Source organism: Acidisoma sp. C75 (assembly GCF_054665095.1).
Window position 1 is genome coordinate 75,060 of the sequence record NZ_BAAFHD010000007.1, and the last position, 14,643, is coordinate 89,702.

Annotated in this window: 10 protein-coding genes; 7 read left to right on the forward strand and 3 right to left on the reverse strand. The window is 68.0% G+C overall.

Annotated elements, in window-relative coordinates; translation table 11 throughout:
• Positions 1-15: 15 nt before the first annotated feature.
• Genes topA through ACYQ7X_RS10850 form a run of 3 tightly spaced genes read left to right on the forward strand, consistent with a single transcriptional unit; the run spans position 16 to position 6,594 of the window.
• Entirely contained in the window at positions 16-2,766 is a 2,751-nt protein-coding gene (topA, locus tag ACYQ7X_RS10840; protein WP_459697036.1) for a type I DNA topoisomerase, read from the forward strand.
• Between the two features lie 7 nt (positions 2,767-2,773).
• Entirely contained in the window at positions 2,774-5,107 is a 2,334-nt protein-coding gene (gene rnr / locus ACYQ7X_RS10845; RefSeq protein WP_459697037.1) for a ribonuclease R, read from the forward strand.
• Entirely contained in the window at positions 5,104-6,594 is a 1,491-nt protein-coding gene (locus tag ACYQ7X_RS10850) for a S41 family peptidase (protein WP_459697038.1), read from the forward strand. Before rnr ends, ACYQ7X_RS10850 begins: the two co-directional genes overlap by 4 nt.
• Positions 6,595-6,629: 35 nt before the next feature.
• Here the strand turns inward: ACYQ7X_RS10850 and ACYQ7X_RS10855 are convergent, their stop codons facing one another.
• Together ACYQ7X_RS10855 and ACYQ7X_RS10860 are read right to left on the reverse strand one after the other, a co-directional pair.
• Positions 6,630-7,163 carry a hypothetical protein gene (locus ACYQ7X_RS10855; protein WP_459697039.1) on the reverse strand — a complete coding sequence of 178 codons (534 nt, stop codon included), beginning with the start codon at positions 7,161-7,163 and terminating at the stop codon, positions 6,630-6,632.
• Positions 7,164-7,376: 213 nt separating this feature from the next.
• Positions 7,377-9,671: an FdhF/YdeP family oxidoreductase gene (locus tag ACYQ7X_RS10860; protein ID WP_459697040.1), complete on the reverse strand. Its 2,295-nt coding sequence runs from the start codon at positions 9,669-9,671 to the stop codon at positions 7,377-7,379.
• 152 nt (positions 9,672-9,823) lie between these two features.
• On the opposite strand from ACYQ7X_RS10860, the gene ACYQ7X_RS10865 reads away from it, so the two are divergent.
• From ACYQ7X_RS10865 to ACYQ7X_RS10875, 3 genes are all read left to right on the forward strand, one after another.
• Positions 9,824-10,090: a hypothetical protein gene (locus ACYQ7X_RS10865; protein ID WP_459697041.1), complete on the forward strand. Its 267-nt coding sequence runs from the start codon at positions 9,824-9,826 to the stop codon at positions 10,088-10,090.
• A gap of 194 nt (positions 10,091-10,284) precedes the next feature.
• Entirely contained in the window at positions 10,285-11,430 is a 1,146-nt protein-coding gene (locus tag ACYQ7X_RS10870) for a ceramide glucosyltransferase (RefSeq protein ID WP_459697042.1), read from the forward strand.
• Complete coding sequence (locus tag ACYQ7X_RS10875) at positions 11,427-11,930, forward strand: CreA family protein (RefSeq protein ID WP_459697043.1); 504 nt, start codon at positions 11,427-11,429, stop codon at positions 11,928-11,930. Before ACYQ7X_RS10870 ends, ACYQ7X_RS10875 begins: the two co-directional genes overlap by 4 nt.
• Before the next feature lie 10 nt (positions 11,931-11,940).
• On the opposite strand, the gene ACYQ7X_RS10880 is transcribed toward ACYQ7X_RS10875, so the two are convergent.
• On the reverse strand, positions 11,941-13,062 hold the full coding sequence (locus ACYQ7X_RS10880) for an ABC transporter ATP-binding protein (protein WP_459697044.1): 1,122 nt from the start codon (positions 13,060-13,062) through the stop codon (positions 11,941-11,943).
• Positions 13,063-13,249: 187 nt separating this feature from the next.
• On the opposite strand from ACYQ7X_RS10880, the gene ACYQ7X_RS10885 reads away from it, so the two are divergent.
• On the forward strand, positions 13,250-14,602 hold the full coding sequence (locus tag ACYQ7X_RS10885; RefSeq protein ID WP_459697045.1) for an ABC transporter substrate-binding protein: 1,353 nt from the start codon (positions 13,250-13,252) through the stop codon (positions 14,600-14,602).
• Positions 14,603-14,643 lie beyond the last annotated feature (41 nt).

A 14,643-nucleotide genomic window follows, 5' to 3' on the forward strand; every position in this document is an offset into this window, starting at 1 on the left:
CTAGTCAGGATCAGCATGTCGGACGTCGTCGTCGTCGAATCCCCCGCCAAGGCCAAGACCATCAACAAGTATCTTGGCGATGGCTACACTGTTCTCGCGAGCTTCGGCCATGTGCGCGATCTGCCGCCCAAGGATGGCAGCGTGCGCCCGGACGAGGATTTCGCGATGGACTGGGAGGCCGATGAGCGCGGCAGCCGCCAGGTCTCGGCCATCGCCAAATCCATCAAGAGCGGCACCACCCTCTATCTCGCGACCGACCCGGACCGGGAAGGCGAGGCGATTTCCTGGCATGTCCGGGCGATGCTGGAAGAGCGGCGCGCGCTGAAGGGCGTGACGGTCCGCCGTGTCACCTTCAACGAGATCACCCGCAACGCCGTCACCGCGGCGATGCGGGCGCCGCGCGAGCTGGACCAGCCGCTCATCGAAGCTTATCTCGCCCGCCGCGCCCTCGATTACCTCGTGGGCTTCACCCTCTCCCCCGTGCTCTGGCGGAAGCTGCCGGGCAGCCGCAGCGCGGGCCGCGTGCAATCCGTCGCACTCCGCCTGGTCTGCGAGCGCGAAGCCGAGATCGAGGCTTTCCGGGCACGCGAATACTGGACGATCGAAGCCCTGCTGGCGACGCCGGCCGGCGCGCCCTTTACGGCACGGCTGACGCATCTGGGCGGCCGCAAGCTCGACCAGTTCGATCTTGCGAACGCCGCGGCCGCCGAGGCCGCGCGTGCCCGGGTCGCGGCTGGCGACTTCTCCGTCACCAAAATCGAGCGGCGGCGCGCCCGGCGCAATCCGATGCCGCCCTTCACGACCTCGACGCTGCAGCAGGAGGCGAGCCGCAAGCTCGGCTTCGGCGCGCAGGCCACCATGCGGGTGGCCCAGCAGCTCTACGAGGGCGTGGATCTCGGCGGCGAGACGGTCGGCCTCATCACCTATATGCGAACCGATGGCGTGCAGATGGCGCGCGAGGCGATCCACGCCATTCGCGACCATGTGAAGGTCGAATATGGCGGCGACTATCTGCCCGCCGTACCGCGGGAATACAGCACCAAGGCGAAGAACGCCCAGGAAGCGCATGAGGCGGTGCGGCCGACCGATGTGCGGCGCCGGCCCGAGGATATGGCCCGCTTCCTCTCCCCCGATCAGGCGCGGCTCTACGAGCTGATCTGGAAGCGCGCGGTCGCTTCCCAGATGGCGCAGGCCGAGTTCGACCAGGTGGTGGTGGACATGACGGATGCCGGCGGCCAGACGTTGCGCGCCAATGGCTCGCTGCTGGCTTTCGACGGCTTCCTCAAGCTCTACCGCGAGGACCGCGACGAGCCGGACGACGCCGATGACGAAAGCCGCGTGCTGCCGCCGATGGCCGAGGGCGACCCGCTGACCCGGCGGGAGGTGCGGGCGAGCCAGCATTTCACCCAGCCGCCGCCGCGCTATACGGAGGCATCCCTGGTCAAGAAGATGGAGGAACTCGGCATCGGCCGCCCCTCCACCTACGCCTCCACGCTCTCCGTGCTGCGGGACCGCAATTACGTCCGGCTCGAACAGAAGCGGCTGATCCCCGAGGATCGCGGCCGGCTGGTGACCGCCTTCCTCACGAGTTTCTTCAACCGCTACGTCGATTACGGCTTCACCGCCGACCTTGAAGAGAAGCTCGACGAAATCTCCGCCGGCGGCGCCGATTGGCGGGCGGTGATGCGCGCCTTCTGGCATGATTTCTCGGAAGCTGTGGAGCAGACCCGCGACCTCAAGATCTCAGATGTCATTAACGCTTTGGATGACGATCTCGGCCCGCACTTCTTCCCCGCCAAGGAGGATGGCGCCGATCCCCGCGCCTGCCCCGCCTGCGGCACGGGGCGGCTCGGCCTCAAGCTCGGCCGGCATGGCAGCTTCATCGGCTGCTCCAACTATCCCGAATGCCAGTATACCCGCCGCCTCGCGGTCTCGGGTGGCGAGGAAGGCGAGGAGACGCTGAAGGAAGGCCTGCGCGTGCTGGGCCAGGACCCTGCCACGGGCGAAGAGGTCACGGTGCGGCGCGGCCCCTATGGGCTCTACGTCCAGCTCGGCGAGCCGGCCCCGGCGGAAGACCGGAAGGACAAGAAGGCGAAGGCGGAAAAGCCCAAGCGCATGTCCCTCCCGCGCGGGCTGGATGGCGAGACGATTACGCTGGACCAGGCGCTCGGCCTTCTCACCCTGCCCCGCCTCATCGGCATCCACCCGGAAACCGGCGAGCCGATGGAAGCCGCGATCGGCCGCTTCGGCCCCTATATCCGCATGGGCTCGGTCTATGCCTCGCTCGACCGGGATGACGACGTGCTGGCGGTCGGCGCCAATCGGGCGGTCGATCTGCTCGCCAAGAAGCTCGCCTCGGTCCGCAGCCTCGGCGCCCATCCCAAGGATGGCGAGCCGATCCAGGTGAAGAAGGGCCGCTTCGGGCCCTATGCCCAGCATGGCAAGATCGTCGCCACCCTGCCGCGCAACCTGCCGATGGACGATATCACGCTGGAACAGGCGGTGGCGCTGCTCGCCGAGAAGGGCAAGGAACTCAAACCGAAGGGTGCGGCCGGCAGAGGCGCGGCGGCGAAGGCGAAGCCCGCCGCGCGCGGGGCCAAGCCCGCCAAGCCGGCGGCCGAGGCGACCGCCACCGCCAAGGGCCAGACCAAAGCGAAGGCAGAGGCTGCGGCCGGCAAAGTGCGCGCCGCCAAGCCGGGGGCCGCCAAGGTTGGTGCTGCCAAGGCCGCGCCGAAGACGAGCGCCAAACGCTCCGCGGCGGACTGACCGCACGGTGACCAAGACCGCCCGCAAGAAGCCGAAGAGCAAGCGGGACGCCCAGCCGCAGGCGGCCTCCCGCCCGTTTCCGAGCCGGGAGGAGATCCGCAGCTTCCTCGCCGAGAATGCCGGCCGCGTCGGCAAGCGGGAGGTGCTGCGCGCCTTCAGCCTGGGGCCCGAGCATCGGGTGGCGATGAAGCAGGTGCTGAAGGATATGGCGGCACGCGGGGAGGTGGCGCCCGCCGGGCATCGCCGCTTCACCGCCCCGCACGGCGCACTGCCGCCCACCGCAGGCCGCAGCGCCGAGCCGCGGGTGGGGCAGCTCAGCCGCCGCCATACCGCCCGGCTGCCGGAAGCGATCATCGTCGAGATCACCGGCATCGATACCGAGGGCGACCCGATCGGCCGGCCGGCGGAGTGGCGCGGCCAGGGGCCCGCGCCCACCATCTTCATGCAGCCCGAAGGGCGTGGCCAGCCCGCCCTCGCCCCCGGCGCGCGGGTGCTCGCCCGCATCCGCCCGATCGGCAGCGCCGCCGGCGCGCGCAAATACGAGGGCCGCACGCTCCGCCGGATCGAAGGCACGCCGGGCCGCGTCATCGGCATCTTCCGCCGCCGCGGCAGCCTCATGCGCATCGAGCCGACCGATAAGCGGGTGAAGGCCGAATGGGTGGTGCCGCCGGGCGAGGATCTCGGCGCCGCGGATGGCGAGATCGTGCGGGGCGAGCCGCTGCCCATGGGCGGGCTCGGCCTCAAGCCCGCCCGCGTCATCGAGCGCCTCGGCGATGCATCCGCCGCCCGCGCGGTGAGCCTGCTGGTGATCGCGACCCTCGATATCCCCGAGACCTTTCCCGAGGAGGCGCTGGCCGAGGCGGCGCATGCGCGCGGGGCCTCGCCCGAAGGGCGGGAGGATCTGCGGAGCCTGCCGCTCATCACCATCGACGGCGCGGACGCGCGGGATTTCGATGACGCCGTTTTCGCCGAGCCCGCCGAGGATGGCTTCCGCCTCATCATCGCCATCGCCGATGTTTCCCATTACGTAAAGAGCGGCAGCGCGCTCGACCGCGCGGCGCGCCTGCGCGGCAACTCGGTCTATTTCCCCGATCGCGTGGTGCCGATGCTGCCCGAGGCCCTCTCCAACGGCTGGTGCAGCCTGCGCCCGCAGGAGGACCGCGCCTGCCTCTTCGCGGAGATCTGGCTTGCGGCGGACGGCAGCAAGCGCCGCCATCGTTTCGGGCGCGGGCTCATGCGCTCCGCCGCGCGGCTGACCTATGAGGAGGTGCAGGAGGCGCGAGAGAGCGGGCGGGCTTTGCCGGGTATTCCGCTTCAGGAACTCTACGCCGCCTATGCCGCCCTGCTCGGCGCGCGCCGCAGGCGCGGCACGCTCGATCTCGACCTGCCGGAATACAAGGTGGCGCTCGACCGCGAGGGGCGGGTGCAGAGCGTCACCAAGCGCATCCGGCTCGACAGCCACCGGCTGATCGAGGAATTCATGGTGCTCGCCAATATCGCGGCCGCGGAGGAGTTGGAGCGGCTGCACCGCCCGGTGGTTTATCGTGTCCATGCCCCGCCTTCCGAGGTTAAACTCACCGCGCTGCGTACCTATCTGCATGGCATGAACATTTCTCTGCCGCCCGGGGACCAGGTGCATCCGCGAGACCTCGACGCCGTGCTGAGCCGCGTCTCGGGCACCGATGAGGCGCCGCTCGTCAACGATGCGGTGCTGCGCAGCCAATCCCAGGCGGAGTATGCGCCCGAGAATATCGGCCATTTCGGCCTCGCCCTCACCCGCTACGCGCATTTCACGAGCCCGATCCGCCGTTATGCCGATCTGCTGGTGCATCGCTCGCTCATCGCCGGCCTCGATCTCGGCAATGACGGGCTCCGCGCCGAGGAAGCCGCGCAGTTGGAGGATACCGCGGCGCATATCACCGCGACCGAGCGGCGCGCCGCCCAGGCGGAGCGCGATGCGATCGACCGCTACATGGCGGCCTTCATGGCCGACAAGATCGGCTGCATGTTTGATGCGCGGATTTCCGGTGTGACGCGCTTCGGCCTCTTCGTTACCTTGAGCGAAACCGGCGCGAGCGGAATGATTCCGCTAAGCGGGCTTCCCGATGATTTCTGGATGCATGACGAAGCGAGCCAAAGCCTGAGCGGCAAGCGAAGCAGGGTGGTGTTCCACTTGGCCCAGGCGGTCAGCGTGCGGCTGATCGAGGCGAAGCCGGTAACGGGCGGCCTGCTCTTTCAGATCGCGGGCGGGGCCGATCGCGCATTAGGCCGCCCCGGCGGGGCGACGCCTTCCGGCGTGGGACGAGGCGGCGCCCGCAAGGCCCGTACACGCGCACAGTGAGGCGGCACGCCGTTCTCGTCTGCCTCTTCCTCGGTCTGCCGCTACGGGCCGAGGCACAAGCGGGGTGGAATGAAAACCTCGCGGCCGGTGTCTATGCCACCGCCTTCGCCTTCATGGAGCCGCGCACGCTGGCGCCCATCCCGCTCGCCGATCTCACGCTCTGGGGCTTGCGCGGGCTGACGGCGCTTGATCCCTCGCTCTCCCCCGGCATGACCGCGCAGAGCTTCGCGCTCTATGATCGTGGCCAGCCGGTGCTCAGCCTGCCGCTACCGAAAGCGAAGGATGCGCAAGCCTGGGCCAAACTCGCCGCCCTCCTCTGCACCAAGGCCGCCAGCCTCTCGCCCGCCATCGCGGAAGCGGGCATGGGCGGCATTATCAGTAATTTCTTCGACGAGTTGTTCAATCACCTCGACCCCTATTCGCGCTACGTCGCCCCCGATTCCCGCACGACCGACATGCCCCCCGCCGATCTCGGCTTCACCATCAACCGCGTCGGCCGTCAGGCGGTGATCGGCAGCGTGGAGCCCGGCGGCCCGGCGGCGCAAGCGGGGCTCACCGTGGGCGAGCATGTGCTGGCGATCGACGGCGTGCCGACGCGGGGCGAGGATCTCTATTCTCTGAACGGCGCCTTGGCCGGGGAAGCTGGATCGGTCGTAACGCTGCGGCTCTCCTCCGGCCGCGGGCATGTGCGCAACCTGCCGCTGCGCCGCGCGGCGCAGATTCCGCAAACCGTATTCGCGACCGCGGCCGGGCATGCGCTGCTGCTGCGCATCACCGGTTTCGAACCGGGAACGGCGGAAGGGTTCCGCCTGCAACTGGCGCGGGCCATGCAAAGCCCAGCGCCCCCCGCTGGCCTGATCATCGACCTGCGCGGCAATCGCGGTGGGCTACTCGAACAGGCGGTCGGCATCGCCGACATGCTGGTTCCCCAGGGGATGATCGCCCGCGCCCAGGGGCGCGATCCTGAATCGGATCAGGTCTGGCGCGGCGATGGCCAGGATATGGTGAGGGGCCTGCCCATTACCGTGCTGGTGGATGGGCGTACGGCGAGCGCCGCAGAGGTATTGGCGGCGGCCCTGGCGGACAACCGCCGTGCCGTCGTCATCGGCAGCGCGACCTTCGGCAAGGGCCTAGTGCAGGCGGCAACCGCCCTGCCCGATGGCGGGCATCTGCTGGTGACCTGGGCGCTGCTGCTCGCCCCGCTCGGCTGGCCGCTCCAGGGGCTCGGCGTGATGCCCCAGGTTTGCACCAGTGGCGGCACGAACGCGGCCGAAAGCCAGTTGGAGGCCCTGAGCGCCGGCAGCCAGCCGATGGCCGGCACACTGCTGGAGGAACGCCGCGCCCGGCCGGGCATCAGCCTGGACGAGATTCTGCGCCTGCGCGATGCCTGCCCGGCCGCCCTCGGCTCCGATCTCGACATGCAGGCCGCGCAATTCCTGCTGGCGACGCCCCCCGCCTACCAGACGGCGCTGATCAGCCCTCCCTAAGAAGCCTTAGCGCGACGAGCAGCAGACACGCGCGCCTATTTCCCCGGCACCACTCCGGCTTGGGCGGGTGGCGCCATGATCTCCGCCGCTGGCGGCTGGGCCGGCACGGCGGGCGAGGAGAAGGCCGAAGCTTTGTCGTAAGCCTTGCTGACATCCGGCACCATCGTCGCCTCGGGCTGGCGCAGACAGCCCCGGAAGATCGGGGCGCAGACACCATCCTCACCGATCGTCATGTCATCCGCGCCGGTATAATGTACCTCCGTCACCCGATGATCGACGATGCGGACATCGGCGGTGCAGGTGGTGCCCGAGGCGCCGAGCGAGACACCGCCGAGGGTAAGCGGCAGGGTGAGGGTGAAGCCGTTGCTGGAGCCGGGGCTATAGCCATAGGTATCGACAACCGCTTCCGGGTTCAGCCGCGTCTGCTTGGCAGGCGGGCCAGCGCAGGAGAGGAGATCGGCCTCGCTCATGCCGATCATGCTGATCTGGGCCTGATGGGCCATGCGCGAGGCGCCATAGCCGCAGCCGGCCAAAGGAAGCACCGCGAGCATCAGGGCTAAGCGTCGCATCTCGTCTCCACCATCTCTTGCCTGCTGCATGTGCGGGCTCGGGGCGAGGCGAAAAGCCCAAGCCTGACGCGGATCCGACGCCCGAGCCTCAACAGCGCGCGAGCGGACGCGCGCCCGTTGATCGCGCATCCCCGCGGCGAGCAAGGATCGCGGGCGTCGGCCGAAGGCCCGCCCACGGACGGGGCTTTCGATCCGGCCGAGCCGCGCCGCGCTCTACCCGGCCAGCTTCTGCACGAGCACAGGGATGGATTTCGCCGCCGGGGTCTTGCTGCCGGTTGCGTAATGCCCGGCCGGCAGCAGGACATTCGCCTCCGGGTAATAGGCGCCGACGCAGCCGGCCGGGATATCATACGGAACGACCTGCAAGCCCGGCAGTTCCCGATGGTGCCCATCCGTCGATTGCGTGACGGCCTTGACCCTCTCGCCCTCGCGCAACTCCAGCCGCTCCATATCGTCGCGGTTCATGAAGATGACCATGCGGCTGCCATCGATCCCGCGGAAACGGTCGCTATAGCCATAGACGGTGGTGTTGAACTGGTCGTTGCTGCGGAGCGTGATCATCCGAAGCCCGTCTGGCCTCTGCTCGGGCATGTCGGGATCCTCGTCGAGGGCTTTCGGTGTGATGATGGTGGCTTTACCGGAGGCTGTGTGCCACACGCGCTCGCGCGCCGGCAGCGGCCGGTGGAAGCCGCCCGGCTCCCACATGCGGCGCTCGTAATCGTAAAAGATTTCAGGATAGGTCTCCCCGATCGAGGAGCGGATCGTCGAATAGTCATCCATCCAGCCCTGCCATGGAACTTTGGGGTTCGGATCGAGCGTTGCCATGGCGATGCGGGCGACGATCTCGATCTCGCTCTTGAGATGGCGCCCCGGCGGCGGGCGCACGCCGCGTGACCCATGAATGCAGGAGGTGCTGTCTTCCATCGAGAGCGACTGCTGGCCCGTCCTCTGCACGTCGAACTCCGTCCGCCCGAGCACCGGCAGCAGGTAGCAGACCTTGCCCGGCAGCAGGTGGGAGCAGTTGAGTTTGGTGGCGATATGCACGGTGAGCCCGAGATCCCGCCAGCGCGGATCGGTGCGCCCTTGATCGGGGATCGCACGGGCGAAATTGCCGCCGAGGCCGATGAAGGCTTCGAGTTCCCCGGCCAGGAGCGCCTCCACCACATCGATCGTATTCATCCCCTCGTCGCGCGGCGGCTCGAAGCCGTACTGCTCGGCGAGGCGGTCCATCGGCACGAGCTTCGGCTTCTCGGTGATGCCGACGGTGCGTTGCCCCTGCACATTGGAATGCCCGCGCACCGGGCAGATGCCGGCGCCCGGCTTGCCGATATTGCCCCGCAAGAGCAGGAGATTGACGAGCATCTGCACGGTTTCGACGCCGGCGCGATGCTGCGTCAACCCCATGCCGTAGATGCCCATCACGGCATGGGCGCGGGCATAGACGGTCGCCGTCGCGTCGAAGGCAGCGAAGGTCAGCCCCGAGCGGCGCTCAAGCTCCGCCCAATCCTGGCGGCCGAGCCATTCCACGAAAGTCTCGAAGCCCACCGTGTGCTGGGCGATGAACACATCATCGACGATCGGCGCCCGGCCCGCTTCCCGCGCTTCCCGATCGAGATCGAGCAGCCGCTTGCAGATGCCGGTGATGGCCGCGAGATCCCCGCCCGCCTTGACCTGATGGTATTGGCTGCTGATGCGCGTCTCTCGCCCGGTGAGCATCTCGACCGGCGATTGCGGGTTGGTGAAGCGCTCCAACCCACGCTCACGCAGGGGGTTGTAGCTGATGATCGGCACGCCGCGCTCGGCCGCTTCCTGCAGCGCGTGCAGCATGCGCGGGCTGTTGCTGCCGACATTCTGGCCGAAGAAGAAGATGCAGTCGGATTTGGCGAAATCGTCGAGCGTGGTGGTGCCGACGGGCACGCCGATGCTTTCCGGCAAGGCGACCGAGGTCGTCTCGTGGCACATATTCGAACTGTCGGGCAGGTTGTTGTTGCCATAGAGCCGAGCGAGCAGGCCGTAGAGATAGCTCGCCTCGTTGGAGCTGCGGCCCGAGGAATAGAAGACCACCTTCTTGCGGTCCTGCACGCCGCCGAGCGCCGCGCCGATTTCCCGAAAAGCGCTCTCCCAGCTGCAGGGCCGGTAATGGTCGGTTGCCGGATCGTAGCGCAGCGGATGGGTGAGCCGGCCGGCCTGCTCCAGATCGTAGTCTTCCCAGCTCAGCATCTTGGAGACGCTGTGCTCGGCAAAGAATTCCGGCCCGGCGCGGTGGGTGGTGATCTCCCAAGCCGTCGCCTTGGCGCCGTTCTCGCAGAATTCGAGCGGCAGCGGCGATGCCGGCTTCGCCCAGGCGCAGCTCACGCATTGGAAGCCATCCACCTTGTTCTGCCGCTGCAGGACCAGCGGGCCGCTGAGCGGCACGCCCTCGCGCCGCAGGATATTGGCGACAGAGCGTGCCGAACCCCATCCGCCGGACGGGCCCTGATAGGGTTTGTGCGTGAGACGTCCGGTCATGAATTCCCCCCTGCTGCGGCCGCGGGCGATGGACAGCGCAGCCATAAGCCTCGCCACCCCTGCCCGCCGGAGTTGGGGAGCTTGCCGGATTGAGCAATGGCGCTTGATTTGCCGGGCCGCCGCGCCAGTTCTCAGGCAAAGGGGAGAAACTCATGGTCAGCCCATCCTATCTCACGGAAAAGCCCGGCTCCGGCCCGCGCGCGGCACACGCGTTTTTGACGCAGCGGGTGATGCCGGTCGCGACCGATTGGGCGACGCAGGTGGAACGCGGCTGCCATGAGGCCGGGGAGCAGGCGCGCCGCCACCCGGCGCTCGCCACCCTGCTCGCCCTCGGCCTTGGCATGCTGGGCGGGCGCATGGGCCGCGCGCGGCGCCCCGCGCCCCATCCCCGCTCTGCGCGGCAGCGCCGTCGCGCCTAGCCCGCGCCAGGCGAAGCGGCAGGGCTCGGTTGCCGCACGCGAGGTGCGCGGCCGAAGATGTCTCGGTTCTGTCATCGCTTGCCGCGCGGAAGCGTTGGACAAAGAGGGGGCGTTCTGTACCAAAGGGCGGCAGTCAACGCCCCGGCGGGGCCGCGCTTGCGCGGGGCCTGCCCGGCTCCCGGAGTTCGAGAGCGATGAGCTTCGCCCAAGCGGCGGCCCTCTACTGCGCGGCCGCTACCTGCGTAAACCTGACCGGCCTCGCCATTGCCGCGCGGCGCCTGCCGCGGCCCGGCGCCGCCGTGCCCCCGCCCAGCCCCACGGAGGCCGCGGGCGTCACCATCATCCGGCCGCTCTGCCGGATCAACAATTTCGAGCGGGAAACGCTCCGCTCGACCTTTGAGCTCGATTACCCGGCTTACGAGATCCTCTTCTGCGTCGAGGATGAGGATGACCCGGTCATCGGCCTCGTGCATCGGCTGATGGCGGAGCATCCTGCCGTGCCGGCCCAGTTGCTGATCGGGCGCAACCGCAGCACCGCCAATCCCAAGCTCAACAACTGCCTCAAGGCCTGGGATGCGGCGCGCTTCCCCTGGGTCATCATGGCGGATAGCAACGTGCTGATGCCGCGGGATTACATCCAGCAGATGATGAGCCGCTGGCAGGCCGATTCGGGCCTCGTCTGCTCCATGCCGATCGGCGCGGCACCCGCCGATTTCGGCGCCGAACTGGAATGCGCCTTTCTCAATACCTTCCAGGCCCGCTGGCAATATGTCGGCGAGGCGCTCGGCCATGGCTTCGCCCAGGGCAAGAGCATGCTGATGCAGCGCGCGCTGGTGGACGAGGCGGGCGGCCTGCTGCGCGCTCTCGGCACCGAGCTTGCCGAAGACGCGGCCTTCACCAAGCTGGTGCGCGCCGCCGGGCGGAAGGTGCATCTGGTCGATCACCCCTTCCCGCAGCCTCTCGGCACGCGCCGGGTGGCGGAGGTCTGGTCCCGCCAGGCGCGCTGGGCGATGCTGCGCCGCTCGACCTTTCCGCTGATGTTCGCGCCCGAGGTGCTGACCGGCGCCTGTCTTCCGATGATCGCCGGGATCAGCGCGGCTTGGGCGGCGAATATCAACGTCGCCATGGTGGCGGCCGGCCTCTTCGGCCTCTGGTATGGGCCGGAACTGCTGCTCGCCCGGCGTTCGGGCTGGTTCGTCTCCTCCCGCCTGCTCCTCGCCTTCGCGCTGCGCGATTGCCTCTTTCCGGCGGTCTGGGCTTACGCCTGGGCCAGGCGGGACTATGTATGGCGCGGCAATGCCGTGCGCGTGCAGCCGGTGATGGCGGAGGAACTTGAATGAGGCGTGCGGGGATCGGGCGGCGGCTGGCGCGGATTGGGCTGATGGGCCTGATGGCGGCGGCCCTCACCCTGCCGATCCTCCCCGCCGCGCGGGCGCAAAGCCGCATCGGCTCGGTGGATACGACCTTTCGCATCCTCGGCGCCAATGACCGCGTGGTGATCGACCGGTATGACGATCCGGCCGTGCCCAACGTCTCCTGCTACGTCTCCCACGCGGCGACGGGCGGGATCGCGGGCAGCGTCGGGCTTGCCGAAGATCCCTCCCGCTTCTCCATCGCCTGCCGGGCAACGGGGCCGGTTGCCTACCCCGAAAGCCTGCCCAAGAAGCAGCGGGTCTTTTCCGCCGCGCTCTCGGTGCTGTTCAAGAACCTCGAAGTCTATCGCCTGCTCGACCCCGAGAAGCGGGTGATCCTCTATCTGGTGATCAGCACGCGCATCAAGCAAGGCAGCCCCTACAACGCCATCAGCGCGGTCGCGACCGGGCCGGCATCGGGCGGCTGAGCCTGCCGCCTCAGGCGGCGATGTCCCGCGAGTGGAGCGCGGGCAGGCAGCGGCCGCTCTCGTCGAAGAGATAGGCGAGTTCGCCGCGCAGGCCGAGTTGCATCTCGCTCGCCCGGCCGACATCGCCGTGGCCGTGGGTTTTGACATCGAGGGCCGTACCATCCGCGAGCCGCACATGGGCGAGGATCTCGCCCCCCAGATGCTCGACGAGATCCGCCCGCGCCGGCACGAAGGCTTCCCCCGCGCCGCCCACCGCCTCGCCGATGCCGATATGCTCCGGGCGAAGGCCGAGCTTGAGGCTCTGCCCCTCGACGATCCCTTCCGCCGAGACGGGCACCGTGAGCGTCGCGCCGTTCGGCAGGCCCACGGTAACGCCCTCCGGCCCCACGGCCCGTACCACCGCGGGCAGGATGTTCATCTTGGGCGAGCCGATGAAGGTCGCGACGAAGAGGTTGCGCGGCTGGCGATAGAGTTCGAGCGGCGGGCCGATCTGCTCCACCTCGCCGCGATTGAGCACGGCGATACGGTCCGCCATCGTCATCGCCTCGATCTGGTCATGCGTCACATAGATCATGGTCGCGCCCAGCCGCTCATGCAGGCCGACGAGTTCGACGCGCATCTGCACGCGAAGCTCGGCGTCGAGATTGGAGAGCGGCTCATCGAAGAGGAAGGCCTTGGGCTGCTTGACGATAGAGCGGCCGATGGCGACGCGCTGGCGCTGCCCGCCCGATAGCTCCTTCGGCCGCCGATCGAGGAGGTGGCTGATCTGCAGGATCGTCGCCGCATCGCTGACGCGGCGGGCGATCTCCTCCTTCGGAACCTCCGCCACCTTCAGCCCGAAGGCGATATTCTCGCGCACCGACATATGCGGGTAGAGCGCGTAGGACTGGAACACCATGGAAACGCCGCGCCGCGCCGGCGGCCAGGCCGTCACATCCTCGCCACCGATCATGATCTGCCCCGCGCTCGGCTTTTCGAGCCCGGCGATGCTGCGCAGCAGCGTGGTTTTGCCGCAGCCCGAGGGGCCGACAAAAACCATGAATTCCCCATGACGGATCTGCATCGAAATATCGTTCAACACCCGGGTTTCCCCGAAGCTTTTGTGCAGGCGCTCGATGCCGACCTCAGCCATTGCGTCCCTCCCTTGGGCACCTCGTCGAAACGGTACAGCCGTCTCTTGACATCGCCCCAATACAGGATTGTGTTACGGTTAACAATTCGTTCGGATCGTGCCGTGCCGCACCCAGCATCTGGGCGGCGCGGCCGAAGGACTGTTCAACTGCGGGGCACAAGCCCCGCGCATCAGGGGAGGATTGCGCGTGAAACGCTTGGGTTTGGGTCTCGCCGCCGCAGCGGCGCTTTGTGCCGGCACCGGCCAGGCGCATGCATGGAGCCTGCAGCAGGCCGCCGCGCCCTTCAAGGGCACCACCATCACCGTCGTCGGGCTCGACCGGCCGAGCTACAAGGCGGCGCAGCAGCTGACGCCGCAATTCGAGAAAGAGACGGGCATTCACGTCCGCTGGAACATCTTCCCCTATGAGGACACCCTCAAGGAAGAGACGCTGAACTTCATCTCGAAAAGCCAGCAGTTCGACGCGATTCTCTCGGACGTGGTGTGGCCGGTGAACTTCGCCGATCCGGGCTGGGTCGTTCCCCTCTCCAAGTTCACCGACAATGCCAAGCTCGCCGATCCCGCGCTCGACATGAAGGACTTCTTCCCCGTCTGGCTCGCGAGCTTCACGGTGGATAACAAGCTCTACGGCCTGCCCTTCGATTCCTATGCCGGCCTGCTCTACTACAACAAGGCGATGCTGAAAGCGGCCGGCTTCGATGCCCCGCCCACCACCTGGGCAGATCTCGAAAACACCTACCTGCCCAAGCTCACCGACAAGACCAAGGGTGTTTACGGCTATGCGCTGCAATCCGCGCGCGGCGAGACGCAGACGGCCGACGCCTTCGCCCGCTTCCTCTGGCCCTGGGGCGGCCGCTTCCTCGATTATGCCAACAAGAAGGTGGTGGTGAACGCGCCCGAGGCCGTCGATGGCATCAATTTCCGCCAGAGCCTGCTGAAATACATGCCGGACGGCATCGTTTCCGACGACCACAGCCAGGTCGTCGAGATGTTCGCGCAAAAGAAGGTCGCGATGATCACCGAGTGGTCCGCCTTCTACCCGACGCTCGCGGCCTCCGGCCTCGGCGCCGATCTCGGCATCGCGCCTGAGCCGAAGGGCCCCAAGGGCGGCTACTCGGCCTTCGGCGGCTTCGCCTATATGGTGAGCGCCCAGGTCAACAAGAAGCACCAGGATGCGGCCTATCTCTTCATCCAATGGCTGACCTCGAAGGAAATGGCCAAGCCGCTGATCGAGGGCGGCGCGGTGGTGGCCCGCCAGAGCGCCGATGAAGACCCGGCGATCCAGGCGAAGTTCCCCAACCTCGCGCCGATGGTCGCCACCTGGCAGACATCGACGGTGCCGGATTGGCGCCCGCAGCTCGGCTGCTATCCCCGCTTCTCGGATATCGTCTCCGATTGGGGTTCGCGGATCGAACTCGGGCAGGTCGCGGTGCAGGCGGGGCTCGACAGCATGCAGAAGGATCTCAGCGGCTACATGGATTCGTCGAAGTGCTGGAGCAAGGTGAACAACCCCGAAGCGGCGATGTCGCTCTACAAGTAAGACGGCGAAGGACGGCATGACGGCAAGGCGCGCGGAGCAGA